The sequence below is a fragment of the Photobacterium sagamiensis genome (genome assembly GCF_050337085.1).
GTDB lineage: Bacteria > Pseudomonadota > Gammaproteobacteria > Enterobacterales > Vibrionaceae > Photobacterium > Photobacterium sagamiensis.
On the sequence record NZ_JAKJSP010000060.1, the window covers coordinates 11,259 to 34,076 of the forward strand.

A 22,818-nucleotide genomic window follows, 5' to 3' on the forward strand; every position below is an offset into this window, starting at 1 on the left:
AACTAAGGACGCTGCACCAGCATGTAAGGCTGATTAAGGCGTCGCTAATCTCGCCCAACTAAGGGGCGGCGTTAGGCCGCTTGCTCAATCAAATGCTGATGCAACAGCGCCACCGTCTGCTCACCGGATGGTGAAGCGGCCAGCTGCTCCCGGAACGGCTTGTGGATCAACTTGCGCGCCAGCCGCGAGAACAGCTGCATATGGCTGCCTTGGGCATCCTGCTCATCGACTGTGAGCATGATCACCGTAGACACCCACACATCGTCGGCTTCGTTCCAGCAGACCGGCTCAGCCAGCTGCGCTACCGACACGCTGTTATGACGCACATGAGGGGACTTGCAGTGCGGTATCGCAAACGAGAAGCCCAATGCGGTGGAGAACACCTCTTCCCTGGCCCAGATATCATGCTCGACATCCGTACCGCAGGAGACCCGTTCATGCAGCTCAAGATTGTCGGTCAGCGCCTTGATCACCTCGGCCTTGCTGCCGGCCTTGAGTTGCGACAACACCAACTCGGGTGCCAGCACCTCAGGTTTTTTCAGACTCGATAGACAATCGCTGAGCAGGCGCTCCACCGCTGCCACCGATGGCGCGGCGATCGCTTCTTCCAGCAGCTGCTGACAGGTGAATTGGGTCAGGTTGCTGAGCATCGCCCGGCTATGGGCAATCTTGGGTGACGCCATACTGATTTCATCTAGCCCCATCGCCAACAGCAACGGCAACGCCTGTGGATCGGCAGCCATCTCGCCGCATAGTCCGGTTTCCAGACCGACCGCCTTTGCCCGCTGCACGATCTCTTTCAGTAACTGGATAAAGCCGGGTTGCAGGTGGTTATAGAGATAGCCCACCTTGTCGTTGCCACGATCACAGGCCATAAAGTACTGGGTCAGATCGTTGCTACCGATGGAGATAAAATCGATCCAAGGGGCGATGCGCTCGACCAGGAACAGAGTCGACGGCACTTCGACCATGATCCCTAACCGCCAGTGGCCCACGTCGACGTCCTCCTGTTTTAGTGCCTGCTCGCACTCACTGAACTGCTGATGCAGCCATTGCACTTCCTCCAGGGTGGAGACCATGGGCACCATGATGTCCAACGGCCCCTGATGGCTGGCTCTCAGCAACGCCCGCGCCTGCTGACGGAACAGCTCGATGAATTCTGGGTAGATCCGAACCGCCCGGTAGCCGAGGAAGGGGTTCTCCTCCTCCGGCAATCCCAGGTAGTCCAGCGGCTTGTCGCCGCCAATATCCAGGGTACGGATGATCACCCGCCGGCCTTCGGCAGCCTGCAGCACCTCGGCGTAGATCTGGTACTGCTCCTGCTCAGACGGCGGCTGGCTCCGCTCCATAAACAGCATCTCGGTGCGGAACAGCCCTATCCCCTCGGCACCGGCATCAAACGCAGAAACCGCTTCGGAGCCGATAGCGATATTGGCGGCGATCTCCATGGCGACGCCGTCCTTCGACCGGCCTTTACCGTTGCGAAACGGTGCCAGCCGCGCTTGCTTGGCGATCGCTTTATGCCGTTCCAGCTGATAAAAACGGTCGGTTTCCTGATTAGGTGAACGCACCAACACACCCTGCTCGGCATCCAGGATCACCCGTTCACAACCGGCCACAAAAGCAACGGCATTGTCGGTGGCGGTCAGTACCGGAATGGCAAAGGATCGTGCCAGGATCACTGTGTGGGAGGTTTCTCCCGTCTGCTCCAGCACCATCCCTTTCACATATTCGCGGGGCAGCGACAGCAGCTGACTAGGAGTAAGATTTTGCGCTACCAAGATACTGGGCTGAGTCAGGACCAGTTCGGCCTGAATGGACTCCCCCACCACCTGCTCGGCCAGCTGAATACAGATATCCTCGATATCCAGTGCCCGCTCCTGCAGATAACGGCTTGAGCTAGCGAGCAGCTTGCTACGCAATTGATCACTGGCATTGGCGATCGCCTCAACTGGATGGGCACACGCCTGCTGATTCAACAGCGCTTTCTTAAAGCTACTGTCTCTGGCGATCTTCAGGTGGGCTTCGAGCATGCCACAACTGATGTCATCGGCCTTGTTAAAGGCTTCTTCCAGTGATACCAGGAGCCTGTCAAGACCGGTTAACAACGCCGCCTCGATCTGAACCATACAGAGACTCCCGCCGTTGCCCAGCCCATCGGCCAGCCGATGCAGATCCACCGCCCCGACCACCACAGGTTTACCTTCACCCATCCCGGCACTGATTGGCCGACCCCTCAGATACTCAGGCTTAGCCTGCGCCAGTGACACCGGCAACCGCTTCGCTTCACTGCTGACAGCAGACGGCAGCACTTCATCACAATCGGCAAACTCATGGTCGATAAACGCCTTCAACGCATCAAAGGCCAGCAGCTGATCGTCGCCGACAAACTGCAGCTCACAACGATCCTGTTCGGTAATATCAGCGCTCACCAACGACAGCACACTTTTGGCATCAGCCCGGGTCTGCTTGCTGTGGTTGATCAGTGTAATGTTGGCGCTAAATGGCGTGGTACGCAGCTCCAGCTCATTGGCCGGGCGGGCGTGAACACCGTTTGGCAGCACACAGATAAATTCAAAGCTCAGCATGATTATTTTCCTTCATGGTCAAGGTAAAGAGTCACAGGAGCGCAGGCCGTCACCGCACCGATCTGTTGATTGATCACAGGTTCGCCGATACGTTCGGCCAGGGTTGAATGGCTAACAGGGCTCTCACTCTGAATAGTGCCGCCATCGAGCGGGGTTCGGGTAGGGTTATAGCCGCGCAGGATCAGGCCGTTACCATCTTCGGCTCTTTTCATGCTGCTGAAACACAGCGGGGTATCCCAGTTCAGCACACTAGACTCAGCGGGGAATACCATGCCGTGCGGGTTTAGCCTGAATCGCGCCCAGTCGGTGCCGATATGGCTCATCAGCGGCGTACGCCAGCACTCGACTTGATGCCAGAACTCAGTTTGATTGATACCGCCCTGCTGTGGGATCACGCACAGCTTGAAGCGCCATTGGCCCGGTAGCTGCGAATCCGGTGACGGCAGCGCCATTCCCGACGCCCGGCCAGGCCGATAGAGTTGATCGGCCTTGCCCAACCAGCCGACACTGCGGATCAAGGTGATCGCCAGGGTGTCCGTGGCCTGCTGTGGGATCTCATATTCCCTCAACCCCTCGGTCACCACCGCCAAGCCCCGTTGACCGTCGTTCATGGCCACCAGCGACTGCATCGGATAGAGCGCCGCAGGTGCTTCGGTCCAGCCCTGTTGCTGCCAGCACGCCATGGCGGCAGGCACGTTATCGCGGGCGATCAGGCCGAAAGGTTGATCCGCATAATGCTGGTCGGTAACGAGCCCGGTAGGTAGCAGCAGTTGTAAGCGGTGATCGCAGATCTGATTATCCAGCTCAACCTCCACCTCCAACTGGGCGGCGTGATGCGGAAGTGTGACCGTCATGGTCAGCGGCATCAGCGCGTTGGCTTGTCGCTGAGTCCGGCTTGCCAGATCGGCGGGGACCGGCAGCTGATAAGACAGATGTAAGGTGCTTGCCAGCTCGCCCTGTTCAATCCGCCATTCAGTCAGGTGCTCGGCGGCTTGGATCAGCCAGTCATCACGTAGCGGCGAGTAATTGTAGTTATCGCCGTCATCGCCGCCGTCCACCAGCTGCATGATATTGTCGTAGCTAGTCTGGTTGCGCTTATCCAGCAGGCTCAAGCGGCCATCGGTTTGCAGTGTCAACTCCAGCCAATCATTGGCAATCACTCTGCTTTCGACACGGCTCACCGTAGCGTTGTCAGACACCACGCCCTCCTGTAGATAGAGGGTCAGGTAGCCCGCTGACGGCACCTTTGGCACTTCCAGCAACAGGGTCAGCTTGTGATACCAAGTGGGCTCGGTGTCGTTGGACAGCTCCTGGACGATGGTTGACATATCCTGCAGCTCCTCAGCCACCACCTGATAACGGCAAGGATTACCCATGCTGTCGACCACTTGGAAGTCGGTCTCAGGCGTAAGTAGCGTCAGTTCAATCACGCCGTCACGGACGAACGGCAGGCTATTGAACAACAGGATCTTGGTGCCCTCCTGCTGGGCCTCGATCCCTTCGCACAGCTTGCGCAGGTTTAACTCGATCAGCTGATCGGCCATCTCAATGCCTGACGCTAACCGCCCCAACACCATCTGGTTAACACGATCGGAATTACAGCCGCCAATGCTGTCGTGGGGGTGGCTCTTCATCGCCTCCAACCAGATCTTCTCCACCGCTTTGGCCGGATACGGCAGGCCCAGGGTCCAGTTGACCGCCAACAAAGGTTCAAGGTATTGGCTGACACGCTGCTCCAACCGGGCATTGGCCAGTTTGATATCCATCCGGGTGGAAAAGATCCCGCGGTGGATCCGCATATATTTCGGCGCCAGAAACTCACCGCTATAACTGGCTAGCTCCACTCCAGAGGCCGCAATATCGGCGAAGAACTGACTAAAACTGCTGTTCTTGAAGCGGTAGTTATTCTGATAGCCATTCAACTCAGCCAGCATCGCCGGTACCCGGTGTTCAAACGGCGACTGATCGTTACCGTTGGGCAACAACAGATGATCAGTAGCGCTAAACCGGGCCTGGCCATCACAGGCCTTCACGACCCGAGGCTGCGCCGTGTCAGCATCGGTCGGCAGCCACTTGGCACAGCCGTAGCCCCAAGGCAGCACGGCGGTGATCACTTCACTGCCGCTGGGGCTGCGCCAGTTAAACTCGGTATGAGCAACCTCGTTTTCACTCCAGCCACGCCAGAACACGGCACTATCAATCCCAAACTGATTCAAAAACATCGGCAGCTGTTCCGTTTGGCCGAATGAATCAGGCACATAACCGACTTTCATGACCGGGCCGATCTGCTGCGCACGGTTGATCCCCAGTAGTAAATTTCGGGTGATGGACTCTGCTCCCACCACCATAAAATCAGTCTGGCTATACCAAGGCCCAATCAAGATGCGTCCCTGCTGCACTAGGCTGGCCAGACGCGTTTGGTTTTCAGGCGCTATTTCGAGGTAGTCATCCACCACCACCGTTTGCCCGTCAAGTACAAAGGGACCCAGATCCGGATCGGCTTCCAACTTCGCCATCAGATCTTCCATAAAGTAATAAAGTAATGCCTGGGAGTCGTTCTCGGTGAAATACCATTCGCGATCCCAGTGAGTGTGCTGGATTAAATGAACCATTTTCATAGGAAAGGTACTCTGTAAGCCGGAGTAATCGGCAATTGAAGGAAGAAAGTAAATCGCGCTCGAATAGCGCTATACCGGGCAGTCAGACCGGCAGGGACAGAGTGGCAGTAGTTCAGACAGTAACCAGAGGTAATTACAGAAAGGAAAAGTAGATGAGCTGAGTTTCCCTCTGCATCAGGCTCGCTGGCATGAGCATAACAACATACCCATTGCTCCAGCGCATTGCCGCAAGGCGGATATGAGAAAACACGCATCCTCAGTACCGAGTACTGCAGTTTACTTTCATTGGAACCCTGGGTGCTGAGTCTGATCTTAGAGACACAATGTCGGTGTGGCACCACGCGAGGTGCATGAACTTCCTGCTGCCACATCTGCAGCCAGGACACTCGCACGTCGTTGCGATCTTTTTCTGCGATGCCGAGCTCGGTTTGAGCCCGGCAGGGCAAGGTGCACTGTACCTGCCATAATTGGAGCCAACCGAAAGCACGGCTCACCAGCATTAGACTTAATATCTTCAGCAGCTTGTAGGCAGGTAATATCATTGTATTCCTAACATGTTTAGTTACGGGTTAATGTTGAACGCTTAAATACCATCAATACTATTTTGGCTCGACATTTGAAATAACAGATAGGTGATCGGAGGAATAAACCCCATCTTTAATGACATTGACATATTTGAATGTGTTAACGCGCAATTTATCATTCACAAAAATATAGTCAATATCCTCGGTAGGTTCTTTAAAATAACCATGGTATGTATATTCCTTACCATCAATAGCCTCAAATGGTTTTTTAGTTGTTGACCTTGCATCATTAAATAAAGTCGTCAATGCTTCATATGAAGCGACGTCACTTCTTTCGAAGTTTAAGTCACCTAAAACAATGACTGCATCATTATCATCACCAATAATTTCTTTTGCTTTCTTACTTAATAACTTAGCACTCTGTTGCCGCGCGACTTTCCCAATGTGATCAAAATGAGCATTAAATACGAGTACACGTTTACCTGACTCTTTGTCTTCAAGCCTTACCCAGCTTGTAATACGAGTTAGATCTGCATCCCAACCAACACTAGCAACAACCTCAGGGGTTTCAGAAAGCCAAAATGTACCACCACCAAGTTTTACATACTTATCAGCCCGGTAAAAAATAGGGACAGCCTCACCTTTTGTTTTACCATCATCTCGCCCAACCCCGACCCAGCCATAGTTAGATAAATTTCTGGCTAAGTAAATAATCTGATCATTAAAAGCTTCCTGCAAACCTGCAATATCAATATTCTGTTCACTGAATATTGATGTCACTATTTCCTTACGATTTGCCCAAGTGTTATTTCCATCATATACACTACCATCAACACTATCCTTACTATTTCTAATATTAAATGACATAACATTAAAGTCATCAGCAATTGCAGGTAGTGCCAGCGCAGCTAGCAGCAATACAGCTATCTTTTTCATTGGTTAGTTTCCTTATTTAAGTTGGAATTTAAATATAAAGAGTTGCACTTTCTCACGTAATAAAATGTAAACATCTACAGCCAGAACATCCGTACCTGGCAGGTTTCTTTTTCTGCTCCGTCGATCTTTGTCTGAGACAGGTAAAGCATACGCACTGTGACTGCCTGGGCTGGTGAGCCGAAAGTACAGCTCATCAGCACACAGTAGAACAACGGCTGCAGCTTGTAGGCAAATAACTCGGGTATCAGTGCGTTCCTACAGCTTAGTTAAGGGAGTCAATACGCTTCAGCTCAGGTGCCAAATCGGTCAGCTCGCCTTTTTCAAGATCGATCATAAAGTGACGGCTGGCATTACCGTTGGCAAACTTGGTCAAAATACCAAACAGGCTGCCGAAACGCTGCTTAAAGACCTCGCCAAAGGCGCTGGAAGCATCAATTGGCTGTGGACGCAAATCTTTGGCCAAGGTTTGTGCCAACAGGCTGTACTGAGGAATGCGCTGCTTCTCGATATCTTTAAAAGCAAGCTCATCGGCATTTCGCAAGCGGTAGAAATCAACAGCAAGATCAAAGCCGTTCCAGCGCGCAAAGTCGTCCAGGCTCAGGTTCGACTGTTTTGCCAGCTCAGATGCCTTAATGCTGGCTTGCTGCCAAGCTTTTGCAAACTCGGGATCATTGATGTCTGCCGGTGTGAAGTAGGTTTCGCCCTCACCTTGCTGGCAGATTTCAATGGCCTGCTGGCCTTTGGTCAGTGTTGCAATTTGCTCATTGCTAATGGAGCTGTCCAGCTGGCTCAAGATCAGCATGCTCTTACCATCCAGGGCAAAAAGCATCTGTTTTAAGTCACAAGGCCACTCTTCGGGAAGGAAACGCATCCGGGTCAGCTCGGTGATGTGCCAGTTAGTAAACTCATAATAATTTTTGGCACTGAGCACCTCTTTATTCCAAATGTTATCAGCTCCAGTCTGCTTAAGGTGATCCCACTCCTTCGCATAGTGCTCGAACAGCTCGTTAAAGCGCGGAACCTCATCCAGAATCACGGTTTCCACTTCAACCTGCTGCTGATCTTTAAACGTTAGGAGTTTATAGGCCGGCACATAAGCCGCCATTGACGGTGCCTGAACATTAAACAGGAAGGTGTTCTCGTCGTAATACTTAACCCCGGTATCGTTGAAGTGCATGTGGCCGCCGACATGAAGCTTGATGCCGGTTTGTGCCAAAGCTTTGCTGACATCTTCTCTCGGCGAGCGTTTCAGCTGGAAGTTACCTTGTCCGAAGATGTCTTCAATAGTTTCTGCAGCACCATTATAAAACTCGGTCATCGGGAAGTGGCTGAAGGTAACAAGGGTCTTGCCTTGTTGCTCTGCTCGCTTGACGACGTCACGTATCCAGTCAATAACCTGCTGTTTATGGGTCAGCATTTTGTTATAGCCCGCATTGCCAGAACCTGAATAGTTAGCGGACGCTTCGGGGTTGCTAATGTCAGCATTGGCTTTTGGTACATACACGTTGGCATCAATCGCAAGCAGCCATAAGCCAGGTTTTGGTTCCACCAGATAGCTGGTATCCGGCACGTTCATGCATGAGGTGTAGCCCTCTTTTTTATATTCACCTCCCGTCCCCTGATTGCAAATTTCATACTGGCGTTGCTGGTAACCTGCCGCTTTGCTTGCTTTGGCAAAGCTGTAGCTTTCCTGGTTGTAGTCCGAGTACGGCGTTTCCCAATAGACATTGGACTTTTGCGGGGAAAAACCATAATCAGCCAATGATGACATCAGGCCTTCGTAACCCAGCTCACGGATCTCTTCACTGCATACCGTCGGTAGTTCATACCCTGCATCGATCACGGCAGAAGCACCGTCATACCCCTGACACTCTTTTGCGCCTTTGCTAAAGATCCGCTGGGTTTTTCCGTCATCGCCCAAGAAGTCAGATTTACCACCAGGCCGTCCAAAAGGTCTAACCGGATCATGGTTACCCGGAGCGGCAAAGAACTCGATACCGTATTTTTTACTGTAGCGATCAAGTACTTTCTGAAGCCCGCGCACATTGACAGGCTGACCGTCATCGCTAAAGTCACCGGGTAAGGCGACGTACTTGACTCCACGCGCTACAGCATCGTCAAGAGCCGCGATTAATGCAAAATAGTTTTCATTAAACAATCGGGTCGATGTCAGTTGCGCTTGCATACTGCGAATGGTTGCATTCTTGCCGCTTTTGCTGTTTTTAGGCCCTTGATATGAACCGTCGTCAAAGGAGCCATACACATCATGAAAGTGGATATCCGGCATAAATGCCACTTTCATTTCTTCGGCGACAGCAGAGGTACAGACCCCGCAGGCGAGCATGACGGCCATGCTTAGTTTCGTTATCTTTTTCATTATTATTCCACGCAATTGAATGAGTAATAATTAAGCTTTAGTGATATTAAAACTTGGCTTGTCCGACTTTGTTGTGATTTTTTTTGCCGGCACTTCTTCGCCTTTGAAGACTACCAGTGAGCCTAAGGTGATAATGGCCGAACCCACGGCAATAGCCAGGACATAGATCAACCAGTTTTCTACCGCCAGCCAGCCATAAAACCCGGAGATTGGAGCACGGTTAACCGCACCTAAGCCAACAGCCATCGCCGAGCCCACTGCTGAGCCAATCACATTGATAACAATTATTTTCGGGTTTGCTAAGGCAAAAGGGATCGCGCCTTCTGAGACACCGATAAGTCCCATGAGAGTGGATGCCTTACCGGCTTCTTGCAGTGACTCAGGAAAACGGGATTTCCAGATCAGGGTAGCAATACCAATACCGATAGGTGGGATAATGATGGCAACCTGTGCCGCCGTATTCGGATCGTAAATCCCGGAGGCCAGCATCGCCATTGCCGTAGTCACTGCCGCCTTGTTAATTGGACCGCCCAGGTCAAACCCCACCATGCCGCCGATAATGGCTGCCAAGATAACTTTGTTGGTGCCGGACATGCTGAGTAGCCAGGCTTCCAGACCACGATTCATTGCGGCAAGAGGGTCACCAATCACATACATCATGATGATACATGCCAACAATGTACCGCCGACCGGGATAATAAAAATGGGCCCCGCAGACGCCAGCGATTGCGGTAGCTTAATGTTTTTCGCAAGATAGCGGACAATATAGCCAGCAACAAAACCTGCAGCTAATGCACCCAGGAAGCCTGTACCCAGATCTTTTGCCAACAGGCCCGCGATCATACCTGGACCAATACCCGGCTTATCGGCTAACGAGTATGCTATATAACCAGCCACTACGGGCAGCATCAAGCCAAGCGCCATTCCGCCGAATCCATCAAAGGCATGGAACATTCTGATCAGCGCATTACCAGCTTCTGCATGACTGCCATCCCAGATATTATCGATACCGTAGAATGAAGCGCCAATACGGGATATCCCCATAATTACGGCACCAGCAATGATGAAAGGCAGCATATAAGATACGCCTGTCATTATGGCCTGTTTTATTTCAACACCCGTTGATTTCCCATTTTTATTCGCATTGAACTTAACCATTATTTATTTCCTCACATAAGGCTTCAAAAACAGCTTCACCATGTTTAATTGGATCCGATACTGCGCACTCTAACATCGGTAAACCAACAAACCTCTCCTTATCATTAATCGCCACTTCCGACGCAATAATAATACCATCTGCACGTTTCATATCTTCTTCAGTTATTATATTTTCGGCCCCCATACTACCCTGGGTTTCCACTTTAACCTCATGACCTAATGACTCACCAATTTTTGATAGTGACTCGGCAGCCATATAAGTATGAGCAATACCCGCCGGGCACGCAGCAACGCAAACAAAAAACATAGCTCTTTCCTTATTTTATTTATCTTATTTTGACAACAGGGCATAAAAAAAGCACAGCCGCAATATTGCTGGCTGTGCTTTTTTAATTTACTGAGAATGATTTTATTAAACGAGGTGACGGCATGACAGTTAACAGAACAAGGCATGATACTATCAGCCGCAGGTTCACCAGCGTTACGATAGCAAGTCAACATCTGGCTGGAAGCCGCATCAATACAGGCATGAGCCAACAAGGATCGTCTTACAGCACAAAGCCTAACTACCACTACCTTTGAGGAGGTAACCAGGCCAACCTTATTCTTTCCAAACGGATAACGATACCGAGGGGATAATTGACGGCCGACACTGCTCCACAGCAACTCCCACTGGGAACTTATCTCATCAAGTTCTTTCTCATCGAAGTCATTCCCTTGCTGGACAATATTCAAATCAAGTTGAGGAGGTATAAATGAAAATTCCATGATTTCAGAAATCAGACACTGGCACAGAGCTAGAAAACTAGCTAGATGCTTATTGAGTGCTTTCCAGAAATCAAATGACATACTCATTTATATATCTATCATCCGTAGGTGAATTTGTTACAACAATAGTAACAAGCAATATCTAAATATTATTAGATAACAATCACATTATTGATTTTAAATATGATGATTCATCAATTATTTCCATAGCAAGAAAACACTAATTCATTAATGATCAAAATACTCAATTATTATCCAGAAGCCATTATGTCAGGGACAAGGTGTTTCCATTTAAATTCGAGGTTGGTCATTGAGTCGCTAGATTTAGTGGGGAAGAATAAAATTCTGAACCTTGACTGAATTTTTTGCAACAAAGCCCTTCAGAGGCCATTTTTATCACGTTAACAATTTCGCCATTATCTTCGTTCCACCCCGATAAACCAACAGAGCAAGTAAAATCATGGTGCAGCCTAACCATTTATTTAATGGCATTTGTTCGCCATACCATATGATACTGAGAAACACCGTCCACATCGGTTCTAATACCATAATAATGGCTGCATTGGCCGTCGTGGTATTCTTTTGACCTGTCGTTTGCATGACATAACGCAAACTCGTTGCTATCAATACACTCATGGCAAACCAACCCCAGATATCGATGTTTACCTGCTCTGGCCAGGTTTCAATGCTAAGTGATACCCCTAACCCCATAATACCGGTAACAAATAACTGAATGCCGGTCAGCAACAAGGTCGGTATACGTTGGGCAAAACGGCTGTTGAAATTGAAATGGACGGCCAACATGACTGCCGCAAGCACAAACCATATCTGACTTGCCGACTGCTGCCACCCATTGCCCAGCGATAACAACACTAAACCCGCAACGGCAAACGGTAAGGAAAACCAAAACATCCGGGGAGGTCGATGTTTGAACAAGGGCCAAGCCACTAACGGAACAAAAAGCATCGACAGGCTCATAATAAAAGCCCCTTCTCCCAGGGTATCACTCTCGGAAATGGCATAGATCCACAACAGCAAGGCACTAGCCAACAAACAGCCAACGCCCATTGCTCGGCCAAGATCGCCGCGGCTAACCTTTCTTAATGACGAGTAACAAAAAGGGAGAAGAAAAAATGAAGCTAGCACAAAACGTAAGCCAATAAAGCCAAACGGGGGGAGGCCTTGAATAGCTTCTTTTGAAAAAATCCATCCGGCGGCTGCCAACATTGTGGTAGCAACAAGAATAAGATCAGCACGACGATCCTGAGTCATTTCGTTCCTGAACAGCGTATTGAGTAAAAAGCCAGACGGTATAAATGTAGAGAATGATGATTCTATCGTCATTAGGTATGATGTGTAATAAAAAAGACTGCGGACGAACCGCAGCCAAAATTTGTAACAAACAAGGATTCAAACAATAAAAAGAAATTACATAGTCGGCATGCTGAACTCAGAGCCAACGCGGATGCCTTTCGGCCAACGGCTGGTTACTGTCTTCATACGGGTATAGAAGCGCACACCATCCGGGCCATGTACATTCAGCGGGCCAAATACGGAACGTTTCCAGCCGCCAAAACTGTGGAATGCCATTGGGACAGGGATTGGCACATTGACTCCCACCATACCCACCTGCACTTCTTCACCGAATTGACGTGCCGTATCACCGTCGCGGGTAAAGATGGCAGTACCGTTGCCATATTGATGCTGGTTGATAAGGTCAACGCCAGTCTGGTAATCAGGCACACGAACAACCGCAAGCACGGGCCCGAAGATCTCTTCCTGGTAGATAGTCATATCAGGCGTGACCTTGTCAAACAGAGAGCCGCCAACAAAAAAGCCATTTTCATGACCTTCTACTGTGAAGTTACGACCGTCAACAACCAGCTCTGCGCCTTCTCCCACACCTGTATCGACATAGCCCAAGACTTTTTCGCGGTGCTCTTTTGACACCAATGGACCCATTTCATTTTCCTGGCCATTCACCACACCAGGACCGATGCGCAAGCCTTCAACCATAGGCTTGAGCTTACCAATCAAACGATCTGCGGTTTCATCACCCACAGCCACTGCCACCGAGATGGCCATACAACGCTCACCGGCAGCACCGTACGCTGCCCCCATGATGGCGCCGGCTGTCATATCCAGATCTGCATCCGGCATGACAATACAGTGGTTTTTCGCACCGCCAAGTGCCTGACATCGCTTGCCATGAGCAGAGGCGGTTGAATAAATATACTCGGCAATCGGAGTTGAGCCGACGAAACTAACGGCCTGAACGTGTGAGTCTGTCAGCAATACATCCACCGCTTCCTTATCGCCGTTAATTACATTAAATACGCCGTCCGGCAGACCGGCTTCTTTCAGCAGTTCCGCCAGCATCAGTGGCACAGATGGATCTTTTTCCGATGGCTTAAGGATAAATGTGTTACCTGTCGCTAATGCCACCGGGAACATCCACATTGGCACCATCGCCGGGAAGTTAAATGGCGTAATGCCGGCACACACGCCCAGTGGCTGCATCAGTGAATGACTGTCAACCCCGGTACCGACGTTAGCCGAATGCTCGCCTTTTTGCAGGTGAGGAATACCGCAGGCAAACTCAACCACTTCCAAGCCACGAGTCACTTCACCCACAGCATCTGAGTAGATCTTGCCGTGCTCGCTGGAAATCATTTCGGCTAAACGAACCATGTTCTCTTCTAGCAAGGCTTTGAACTTGAACATAATACGGGCACGACGCAGCGGGGTGGTCTTAGACCATGCAGGGAAAGCTTCATGGGCGACCGCGATCGCTTCACGCACCTCATCGGCCGAACTCAGAACGACTTGAGCCGACTGCTCACCTGTTGCAGGGTTAAATACAGGGGCAAATCGCTCACTTTTACTGCCACTGACTTGTCCATTGATAAAGTTCTGTAACAATTGCATCTGTTTTGCTCCCCTGATTAAAGTAGACCGGCATCTGCTGCCAGCATTTGAAGGTTGTTGTGACCCATGGTCGCGTATTTCAGCGGATTCGCGATGGCCGGGTCTTGCTCGGCTTCAACAACCAGCCATCCTGTGTACTCGTGTTTCTTTAGAAGCTTAAAGATGCCGGGATAATCCACGCAGCCGTCACCCGGTACGGTAAATACCCCTTCCAATACCGCATCAAGGAAGCTGGTTTTACGGTTCAGTACATCGGCCAGTACGTCTTTGCGGATATCTTTACAGTGAACATGGTTGATGCGGTCAGCCCAACGCTCTGCAACTGCAAGCGGATCTCCGCCAGAGAAGGTTAAATGCCCGGTGTCTAACAGCAGGCCAACTTCTGGCCCTGTATGCTGCATCAGGTTATCGACATCTTGTTCAGTTTCTATCACTGTGCCCATGTGGTGGTGGTAAGCAACCTGAACGCCTTGGCTTTGGGTATAACGGGCAAACTCAGTCAGCTTTTTGCCGAATTCTTCCCACTGCTCTGCCGGGAAATGAGGACGCAGACGTACAGGCTTAGATTGGTCGCCGTGAATGCAATTAGTCACTTCACACAGCACCATCACTTTCGCATCCAGCTTTTTGAGCAGGGTAAGATGGTCTTGTACTGCTTCAATTTCTTCTTCTACAGAGCGGGTCAGCAACTCTGCGGAATACCAGCCAGAAACCAGTTTCAGGTCATGCTGCTCCAGGATCGGGCCAAGGATTTCAGCTTTACGAGGGAATTTATTACCTAATTCAAAACCAACAAAACCAGCTTGGCGGCCTTCAGTCAGGCAGGTTTCCAACGGTGTATCAGCACCTAGAGATGGAAGGTCGTCATTGGTCCAAGTTAGAGGGTTAATACCGAGTTGAACAGCCATCTTGCTATCCTCATTATTAAAAAGTTTTTTATTGATGCCCTGGCCTTTTTGAGCTAGCTGACTCCTTCACGCCTGTGTTATCAAGCGTAAATAAAAATACTGTCAGAAATTACTGGCGTGGACACACCGTCTTAATCTTTTGATTTAAAAATTAAAATATTATTCAGCAAATTGAGTTCTGTATTTATTTCCTGGCTGGGGACAATAATGGCCTGACAGGCTTAGTTACTCCAAACTGCCGGGCCAGTATTCCCTTTGCCTTAACCGCGCTGACGCCACATTGCTACCAAATTCAGGTAATTTTGTTTGATCTTGTCCTTTAAACCCTGATCATCGATTTCGCCAGCTAACCATTCGCGAGATGGCTGGCCGAAGATAGTACGTCCCACAGCAAAACCTTTAACCAGCGGCTTACCTGCCGATTGGGCAAAAGCAGCCTTCAGCTCGTCTTCTGGTGCATCAAGACCTAAGATAACAATGCCCCGGCAATGTGAATCGCGCTCGGAAATTACACCGCTAAGCTCATCCCAGCCCTGAGAACTCAACGGCGGCAGCTTCCACCAATCGGGTTTCACACCCAAGTTGTAAAAGCGTTTCAGCGCACGGGCGTAGAGCTCATCATTGCGCTCCATATCAGCCGGAAGGATGACCTCCACCAACAGCTCATGACCTGACTTGCAGCATGCCTGGTACACTTCTTTGACCGTTTTTTCCTGTTCCAGGCGTAGAGGATGATCATCTTCCGGATGGAAGAAAACCAGGCACTTAACGATTTGCTCAAGTGGCCAGTCAATCAGTTGCGAGCCGATATTGCCGTGCTCCATCCGCAGCGGACGCGATCCCGGAAGCTCGATAGGACGACCGATCCACCAGCCTTGGCCGGTAATTTCATTCAATACGTCTTGACCGAATGTGCCGTCACAAAGAATACCGGCTTTGCCTTTCAGTCCGGCTTTCTCGACCGCTTCCTGACCCGCTTGCAGGATCAACTTTTTCAACGGCTTGATTCGGTCTAACGAAACACCGGCTTCTCGGGCCATATCCACAAGCTGGATACGATGGTCGAAGGCAAGAATGGACAGTTCATCCCATTCTGCCTTGCGGGTGGTAACTCGGTGTAGGTGGTTAAGATGCTCATCTAAATCCGGACGAGGCACTTCATGGGCACGAGACAAGTAGTTGTCCAACTCTTCTCTTGTCGGCATCGAAGGCGCACAACCATGGCGGGAGACCACCAAAGCACCGCAGGCGTTAGCATATGAGCAGGCTTTTTCCCAGCCTTCGTCATTGAGGTAGCCACGAAGTAAACCAGACATAAAGGCATCGCCTGCACCCAGTACATTAAGTACCTCAACACGCACCCCCTTAACCGTGATGCCATCATCCAGATCATCAGGAATCGCGTTTTCAAAGACCGAGCAGCCTAATGGACCGCGCTTACAGACAAACACACCATCAGATACTTTGCGCACTTCCCGCAAGGCTTCAACCGTATCGGTAGAACCACCAGCAATATGGAACTCTTCTTCCGTACCAACAATGATGTCAAACAGGCCCAGCACCTCAAGCAATTGCTCCGTCACTTGCTGCGATTCGACAAACCGGGTTTCACCATCGCCTAAAGAGGTCAAGCCCCACAATACCGGGCGGTAATCAATGTCCAGCGCCGTCTTAACACCGTTGCGGCGGGCATATTTCAGTGCGGTCAGCACCGCTTCTCGGGTTTGAGGGTTCGACAAATGAGTCCCGGTGATCGCCAGGCAACGTGCAGAAGCGATATATTCCTCTTTTACATCGTCGGCAGTAATGGCCATATCTGCACAGTTATCACGGTAGAAAATCAGCGGGAAAGTGTCTTCGTCTTTAATGCCCAAAATGACTAATGCTGTCAGACGCTCTTTGTCTGTGATCAGGCTACTGGTATCAACCCCGACACTTTCAAGCTCTTCACGCAGAAAACGCCCCATGTGTTCATCGCCCACGCGGGCCAGCATTGAGGATTTAAGCCCCTGCAGCGCAGTACCGTAAGCAACATTGCCCGACGAGCCGCCAAGGTACTTGGCAAAGCTGCCCATATCTTCCAGACGAGCGCCGATCTGTTGACCGTAAAGATCAACCGCTACCCGTCCCATACAAATAAGATCTAACGGCTTACTGCTGGATATCATCTGTTTCTCCTCCCCGAAGCAAAGCCAATCTGCTTTGCCTATAAAATCAATTCGATACCGGCTGGCTGCTAATGGCCGTCGACACCAGTGCATGGGTTGTCTGTTGCGGATCATTCTACCGCTACTCGGCAGATGCACTAGTTATACGAAACATTCGTTTCATTTTCAAGTTAAAATGAAACATTAAGTTTGCAATGTGATCTGGTTGGAATTTATTCCTGCAGCATGAGCCTGTGATCCTTATCATCTGCTCTCCACCGCACCACGGCGGCGATCATAGAAAGTCAACCGCAAGCCCTACAGACTTAAGGGGAAACGCGTCGCCCAACGTCCCATTCGCACCATTAATAGCTTATGAAACGACTGGTTAGGAAAAGGTTATATGAAAAAGCTGAACCCGTGAGCGGGTCTGGGCAAACCAGTCAAAGACCGTAGGAACGTCACTTCAGGCCGTCATCATAGCGAAATATCCATTCCAAACTGTGACCGATTTGGCCGACATTCAAAAAATTAATTTCATCCACGGCCAGAAATCAATACAATCGAGCGGTTCCACCTTAAGGAGTTTTTTATGTCTGCCGCAACCAACCTGACCGAATTGCAAGATCAGATCCGCAGCCGTTACGGGAACCTCAGCAAGCGCCTGCAGCAGGTCGCCGGCTATGTGCTCGACAATACCAATAGCATCGCATTTGATACTGTTGCAGTGATCGCCCAGCAGGCGGATGTACCGCCCTCGACCCTGATTCGCTTTGCCAATGCCTTTGGCTTCAGTGGTTTTAACGAAATGAAACAGTTATTCCGCCGCAACTTGGTGGAGGAGACGGCCAACTATACCGATCGGGTCAGACTGTTTAAGGAGCTGGAAGCAGAGCAAACGCCACCGGAGCGGCCCCAAGCGATCCTGCAGGAGTTCGCCCGCGCCAATGCCCAGGCGATGCAGCAGCTGGCGGCCCACACCCCACAGGAAAAGCTAGAGCAGGCGGTGGAGCTACTGGCCAATGCCGACAACATCTACCTGATCGGTCTGCGCCGCTCTTTCAGTATCGCCTCCTACCTGACCTATGCGCTGCGCCACTTGGAGCGCCGTGCCTTTCTGATCGACGGGTTGGGCGGGATGTATAAGGAACAGCTGAGTATGATCGGGCCAAACGATGCGGTGATCGCCATCAGCTTCTCGCCATACGCCCCGGAAACAATAATGCTCAATGAAGTCGCGGCCGACGCGGGCGCCAAACAGATCGCCATCACCGACAGCCAGATCAGCCCGCTGGCCTCGTTTAGCGATGTCTGTTTTGTGGTAAAGGAGGCCCAGGTCGACGCCTTCCGCTCACAATCCGCCTCACTGTGTCTGGCACAGACCCTGACGGTCTCGCTGGCGTTCGAACTGGAAAAACGAACAGCGAAGTAGCAGTATCGGATAAACAAAGCCCGCCCGGTCTATGCCCGGCGGGCTTTTTTGTGAAATTCAGACTCAACTTAGCTTAGGTGTATAGCAAACATCTTTTCTTATTCACCTTGAGAGCAGTTTTATGCTCTCGCAGATTAATTGTATCTAGCACTTTGATTTACAAGGTGACAGTCTGGCCAGTACGCATCGATTCCAACGCCGCATCGGCCAGCATCAGGGCCAATTCACCATCAGCGCCGCTGCACTCAGGTTGACAGCGGCCAGCCAGCACATCGACAAAGTGCTGCCATTCAGCCACGAATGCCGCCTGATAGCGCTCCAGGAAGAAATGTTGCGGTTTGGCGCTGACACAGCCCTGCTCGCCCCAATGCTGTACCAGATTCTCAGTTACGTTCCCTGCCTGCAGCAAGCCCTTCTCGCCGTGCAGCTCAATCCGCTGATCATAGCCATAGCCGGAACGACGACTGTTGCTGATAGTGGCTATCGCCCCGGAGGGGAAGCCCATTACGATCACAGCAGTGTCAATGTCCCCCGCCTCACCGATAGCCGGATCCACCATACAACTACCGAGAGCCGAAATGGTGACAGGATCCTCGCCGATAATAAAGCGCGCCATATCCAGATCATGAATAGTCATGTCGCGGAACATGCCTCCCGAGGCCTGGGCATACTCTGCCGGTGGCGGCGACGGGTCCCGAGAAGTGATCAACAGCGATTCCGCCTGGCCGATACTGCCCGCGCTGAGTTGCTGTTTCAGCTGACGGAAATGGGGATCATAGCGGCGGTTGAAACCCACCAACAACGGCACCTGATGCTCGGCAACCACGGCAAGACAATCCCGCACCCGACTGATATCCAAATCAACCGGCTTTTCACAGAAGATCGCTTTACCGTGTTGGGCTGCCAGCTCAACCAGATCCGCATGGGTATCGGTAGCGGAGCCGATCAACACTCCATGGACATTAGGATCCGCCATCGCCTCTTCAACCGACTGGACCCGCGCTTGATAGCGCTCAGCCAGCTTTTCTGCCCCCTCACGATAGGGATCAATCACAGAATAAAGCGTGGTTTCCGGATGATTGGCAATATTGACCGCATGGACCTGACCAATCCGGCCTGCACCGAACAGCGCGATATTGAACATAGCTCACTCCTTAATGACACTGGGTGTCTGATTTCACGAAATTAAAAAAAGGGGGCTCGCCGCTTCAACATGCGGCAAGCGCTGACTACTCTTTGTTATTCTCTGTGGCTGTAACCGACCGTCAGCAACAGCGGCTATTTACCGTTCTTATCGGCATAGGCTTGCGCGTTGATCCAGTTATGAGCGGGCTCCCAACTGAACAGCCACTTGCGCACCGGCCCGGCCATCACATTCAGGTAGTAGTTATCGTAACCCGCCACCGTCGCCACTGGGTGGTAACCTCTAGGTACCTGCACTACATCCTTGTCGTAGACCGCCATGCACTCATCCAACGCTCGATCGTCGGTATAGACCCGCTGCAGACAGAATCCCTGGGACGGGTTCAAACGGTGGTAGTAGGTTTCCTCGAGGTAGGTTTCGTTGGGCTCCGCATCTTGATCATGCTTGTGACTCGGATAGGAGCTGGTATTGCCTTCATCGGTGAACACTTCCACTACCAGCAGGCTGTCTGCGTCTTTATAGTCAGGCAGAATGTTGTGAACATAACGCCTGTTGAAACCCTGGCCACGCTGCTCGGCATCGATATCTTCCGGGGCGATCAGGCGGGTTGGGTAGGTCCCTTTACCGGGCGCCTTGCACACTGCCAGCTCCAGTAGGGAGTTGGCGACCACGGTGCAAGCCTCCCCGCTAGTGACATAAACCGCATAAGGCTTTTTCCGCTCGAAGGGATCCATACGATCGCCAATATTCTCGAACGTCTGTGACGCCGTGGTAACGGTCGCCTTGCCCGCCACCAGTACCAGACACAGCTCCTGATCCAAGCCGCCCAGCCGTAGTTTTTGGCCGGCGTCCAGCTCAAACGTCTCAAACCCTACATAGTCCCAACCGGCGGACGCCGGTGTGATCTTCTGGCTACAGCCCTGGTGATCAGGCGATTGGTATTTCGACAACAGCTTAGACATGATCAAACCTCATAGTGCGCTGTGGCACCACCACAGCATTGACACAAAACAAAACCAACTGTTCAAGATAATAGTCAAATGAAACTTTTATTCCATAATTTATTTATCCGAACTATCCGTTTTGTGGTCTGGTTAACACTCCTTCGCTATCTGGCTCTGTGGCTTCCAACAAGGATGGCGTGGATTGAAACTTACCGAAACACTTCAACGTAACTTCGAGAGTCGTCGCTCCTCACGCCCGATTTACCCAAAACCGAGCGAAAAAATCACTAAGACACAAAAACTACAAAATTTTGTGCAACGCTTATAAATAGGAGTAACCGAGCTATAGGAATGGCTGGCAAATTTCTGATTGAAGTGATTTGGTGTACCTGACCAACTTCTTAGAGGCGACTTCTAGTAGCCATCTTTTCTCAACTAAAAAATCAGCTCGACTTAGTAGCTAGTGTATGAAATTTACTTTCATGTAAATATGAGACAGCCGTATTAATGTCAGAAAATATCAACATATGGTTGTTTTAGCCCATATCAGGTTATGGTTGTTTTTCTTCTAATGCACTGATAGTGAACAAATCACAAATATCAACTTATGGTTGTTTCAACAAAAGTTGTTGAAACAACCATAAATTGAAATAGAAGCAACCATAACTTGAAACGGCTTAATCAGCGTACGACGCTTGAGTAAGATTACGACAGTATGGTTGCTTCTCATGAAAAAACGCACCTTACATAACTTCACCACTAACAACTATTCTCGATTCGCTAGCTTGAAGTGCTGTTTAGGTTAAACGAGCTTATGCTTTTGCCAGTTTAAATTTCTGCCAAGGCTTGATTTGATCTATGAAACGCAGGTTAGTATCAGAAACACGGCCAATCACGTTGCTGTTGCCGTCATTTTCAAATTCCACCAGTGCAACATGCAGCTCACCTTTATAGCGTGGCAAGTTTGCATTTTCGATGATCACGTCTCCCTTGCGGATCTTGCGGGCATTTTTCTCCGGGATAACGGCATCCTTGAACTTTAGGCGAGGCATGGTAGAGCGAACGGTGTAGTCACCACGATCACCTCGGAAGAAGTGCAACTCTTCAAACGCGATAGCCTGCTCATCGTCATTCAGCTCCACTTCCAGTTCGACATCCAGTGTCACTAACCCTTTGTGCAGCTCGCCCAGCTTTTTCAACTCCTCTTCACTTGGGAAGCAGTTAGCAATAATCACATCATCAACCACTCCTGTATAAAACAGATCTTTGGCTTGCACATCAATCGGCAAGTCACGGTGCTCTTCGATGGTACACAGGCCATCTGCCAACGGCCAAGGGCCTTTCGCGCCTTCTACACCCGAGCTAACAAAAGCAGCGACACGCAGGCCATGCTGTTTATAGATCTTTGAGCCGGCAATAAAGTGGTCACGACTCAGGCCTGAGCGACGTTTAGGGTAGAAGTTATGGCAACCAATCAGGTAATCAGTATCTGGATGGAAAGACAGAATGTTGTCCAGGTAGCCATTTGCAACACTGGAATTAAGCTCGATTTTCAGGCCATATGGATTAAATGTCATCAGGGCTTCTTCATTACCAGTGAAGCCTTCATCCAGACGAATACCGTCAACACCCATATCATTAAAGAAGCTCAAGTTATCGTAGCTAATACCCAGATCCTTGAAAATATGCGGCGCAACATCAGCAATGACTTCAAAACCATTTTCTTTTGCACACAATACCATGTCTTTAAATTCTGCGATGATCTGCTCTTTATCACCATCTACAGACAACAGGCAGGTAAAGATACGGCTGAAACCGTATTTGCCCGCAGTTTCGATATATTCCTTATTACGCTCTAGACTTGCCAGCTCAGGATAAACAGATATGCCCAACTTTCTCATTAATTTAATTCCTCAGTTTTACTATTAGATTTTCAAAGTTAATAACTATTTCTTTTAACACATTCCAATATCGCGCTATTGAAATAAGATTTATCTGTACTGAGCATCCTTGAAGCTCTATAGTCTTTATATTTATACGCCTGCAACATTAAAGAGAAGCCATCACTCCAACCATCATGTGTAAATAATCCAGACCATTAAGAAACAATTCTGACCAAATATAATCATCGATTGAAGGTGACGTCATTTTCTCAGCCTGGTGCATTCTCCGAACAAATATGAAAGCCGTCATTTAACGGTACAATTCATTAGGAGGCCCAGTTATTTTCGATACTGGTTTTAAATGGTAGGCAAGAGGCTGCCCAAAGGTGCTATTAACCATTATTAAGTTTAACCACCCTCTTGATTCATATATTTCACGACTCTTTAAGGTTCAGGCAGAAAA

The 22,818-nt window shown here is 50.1% G+C and carries 15 protein-coding genes; 1 reads left to right on the forward strand and 14 read right to left on the reverse strand.

Annotated features, from left to right (window positions below):
• Window positions 1-71: 71 nt before the first annotated feature.
• The 11 genes from ptsP to L4D76_RS23780 all read right to left on the reverse strand — a co-directional run bounded on the left by ptsP (window position 72) and on the right by L4D76_RS23780 (window position 16,973).
• Window positions 72-2,588, reverse strand: coding sequence for a phosphoenolpyruvate--protein phosphotransferase (gene ptsP / locus L4D76_RS23730; protein WP_428443336.1), 2,517 nt, complete (start codon window positions 2,586-2,588; stop codon window positions 72-74).
• Window positions 2,589-2,590: 2 nt separating this feature from the next.
• Window positions 2,591-5,206, reverse strand: coding sequence for a glycoside hydrolase family 38 N-terminal domain-containing protein (locus L4D76_RS23735; protein ID WP_428443337.1), 2,616 nt, complete (start codon window positions 5,204-5,206; stop codon window positions 2,591-2,593).
• Window positions 5,203-5,748, reverse strand: coding sequence for a hypothetical protein (locus L4D76_RS23740; RefSeq protein ID WP_428443338.1), 546 nt, complete (start codon window positions 5,746-5,748; stop codon window positions 5,203-5,205). The genes L4D76_RS23735 and L4D76_RS23740 overlap by 4 nt, the downstream gene beginning before the upstream one ends.
• 57 nt (window positions 5,749-5,805) lie before the next feature.
• Entirely contained in the window at window positions 5,806-6,666 is an 861-nt protein-coding gene (locus tag L4D76_RS23745) for an endonuclease/exonuclease/phosphatase family protein (protein ID WP_428443339.1), read from the reverse strand.
• Window positions 6,667-6,928: 262 nt separating this feature from the next.
• Window positions 6,929-9,043, reverse strand: a complete 2,115-nt coding sequence (locus L4D76_RS23750) for a metallophosphoesterase (protein WP_428443340.1) — start codon at window positions 9,041-9,043, stop codon at window positions 6,929-6,931.
• Between the two features lie 30 nt (window positions 9,044-9,073).
• Complete coding sequence (locus L4D76_RS23755) at window positions 9,074-10,201, reverse strand: PTS fructose transporter subunit IIC (protein ID WP_428443341.1); 1,128 nt, start codon at window positions 10,199-10,201, stop codon at window positions 9,074-9,076.
• Entirely contained in the window at window positions 10,194-10,508 is a 315-nt protein-coding gene (locus L4D76_RS23760; protein WP_428443342.1) for a PTS fructose transporter subunit IIB, read from the reverse strand. The genes L4D76_RS23755 and L4D76_RS23760 overlap by 8 nt, the downstream gene beginning before the upstream one ends.
• 857 nt (window positions 10,509-11,365) lie before the next feature.
• The gene (locus L4D76_RS23765; protein WP_428443343.1) at window positions 11,366-12,241 is read right to left on the reverse strand and encodes a DMT family transporter; all 876 of its coding nucleotides are present in this window, start codon (window positions 12,239-12,241) and stop codon (window positions 11,366-11,368) included.
• Between the two features lie 156 nt (window positions 12,242-12,397).
• Window positions 12,398-13,897, reverse strand: a complete 1,500-nt coding sequence (locus L4D76_RS23770; protein ID WP_428443344.1) for a CoA-acylating methylmalonate-semialdehyde dehydrogenase — start codon at window positions 13,895-13,897, stop codon at window positions 12,398-12,400.
• Between the two features lie 17 nt (window positions 13,898-13,914).
• A complete protein-coding gene (gene iolE / locus L4D76_RS23775; protein WP_428443345.1) occupies window positions 13,915-14,805 on the reverse strand; it encodes a myo-inosose-2 dehydratase in 891 nt (296 codons plus the stop codon).
• Window positions 14,806-15,065: 260 nt separating this feature from the next.
• On the reverse strand, window positions 15,066-16,973 hold the full coding sequence (locus L4D76_RS23780; protein WP_428443346.1) for a bifunctional 5-dehydro-2-deoxygluconokinase/5-dehydro-2-deoxyphosphogluconate aldolase: 1,908 nt from the start codon (window positions 16,971-16,973) through the stop codon (window positions 15,066-15,068).
• A gap of 571 nt (window positions 16,974-17,544) precedes the next feature.
• Between L4D76_RS23780 and L4D76_RS23785 the strand changes: the two genes are divergently transcribed.
• Entirely contained in the window at window positions 17,545-18,384 is an 840-nt protein-coding gene (locus tag L4D76_RS23785) for a MurR/RpiR family transcriptional regulator (protein WP_428443347.1), read from the forward strand.
• A 157-nt stretch (window positions 18,385-18,541) separates the two neighbouring features.
• On the opposite strand, the gene iolG is transcribed toward L4D76_RS23785, so the two are convergent.
• The 3 genes from iolG to L4D76_RS23800 all read right to left on the reverse strand — a co-directional run bounded on the left by iolG (window position 18,542) and on the right by L4D76_RS23800 (window position 22,373).
• On the reverse strand, window positions 18,542-19,528 hold the full coding sequence (gene iolG, locus L4D76_RS23790; RefSeq protein WP_428443348.1) for an inositol 2-dehydrogenase: 987 nt from the start codon (window positions 19,526-19,528) through the stop codon (window positions 18,542-18,544).
• Between the two features lie 134 nt (window positions 19,529-19,662).
• A complete protein-coding gene (gene iolB / locus L4D76_RS23795) occupies window positions 19,663-20,490 on the reverse strand; it encodes a 5-deoxy-glucuronate isomerase (RefSeq protein WP_428443349.1) in 828 nt (275 codons plus the stop codon).
• A gap of 794 nt (window positions 20,491-21,284) precedes the next feature.
• A complete protein-coding gene (locus tag L4D76_RS23800; RefSeq protein ID WP_428443350.1) occupies window positions 21,285-22,373 on the reverse strand; it encodes a DUF871 domain-containing protein in 1,089 nt (362 codons plus the stop codon).
• Between the last annotated feature and the right edge of the window lie 445 nt (window positions 22,374-22,818).

Coding starts and splice junctions, on each gene's coding strand:
- L4D76_RS23745 (WP_428443339.1), bottom strand. CDS start 6,666: ATGAAAAAGATAGCTGTATTGCTGCTAGCTGCGCTGGCACTACCTGCA.
- L4D76_RS23785 (WP_428443347.1), top strand. CDS start 17,545: ATGTCTGCCGCAACCAACCTGACCGAATTGCAAGATCAGATCCGCAGC.
- L4D76_RS23735 (WP_428443337.1), bottom strand. CDS start 5,206: ATGAAAATGGTTCATTTAATCCAGCACACTCACTGGGATCGCGAATGG.
- L4D76_RS23755 (WP_428443341.1), bottom strand. CDS start 10,201: ATGGTTAAGTTCAATGCGAATAAAAATGGGAAATCAACGGGTGTTGAA.
- iolB (WP_428443349.1), bottom strand. CDS start 20,490: ATGTCTAAGCTGTTGTCGAAATACCAATCGCCTGATCACCAGGGCTGT.
- L4D76_RS23740 (WP_428443338.1), bottom strand. CDS start 5,748: ATGATATTACCTGCCTACAAGCTGCTGAAGATATTAAGTCTAATGCTG.
- L4D76_RS23760 (WP_428443342.1), bottom strand. CDS start 10,508: ATGTTTTTTGTTTGCGTTGCTGCGTGCCCGGCGGGTATTGCTCATACT.
- L4D76_RS23750 (WP_428443340.1), bottom strand. CDS start 9,043: ATGAAAAAGATAACGAAACTAAGCATGGCCGTCATGCTCGCCTGCGGG.
- iolG (WP_428443348.1), bottom strand. CDS start 19,528: ATGTTCAATATCGCGCTGTTCGGTGCAGGCCGGATTGGTCAGGTCCAT.
- iolE (WP_428443345.1), bottom strand. CDS start 14,805: ATGGCTGTTCAACTCGGTATTAACCCTCTAACTTGGACCAATGACGAC.
- L4D76_RS23780 (WP_428443346.1), bottom strand. CDS start 16,973: ATGATATCCAGCAGTAAGCCGTTAGATCTTATTTGTATGGGACGGGTA.
- ptsP (WP_428443336.1), bottom strand. CDS start 2,588: ATGCTGAGCTTTGAATTTATCTGTGTGCTGCCAAACGGTGTTCACGCC.
- L4D76_RS23765 (WP_428443343.1), bottom strand. CDS start 12,241: ATGACTCAGGATCGTCGTGCTGATCTTATTCTTGTTGCTACCACAATG.
- L4D76_RS23800 (WP_428443350.1), bottom strand. CDS start 22,373: ATGAGAAAGTTGGGCATATCTGTTTATCCTGAGCTGGCAAGTCTAGAG.
- L4D76_RS23770 (WP_428443344.1), bottom strand. CDS start 13,897: ATGCAATTGTTACAGAACTTTATCAATGGACAAGTCAGTGGCAGTAAA.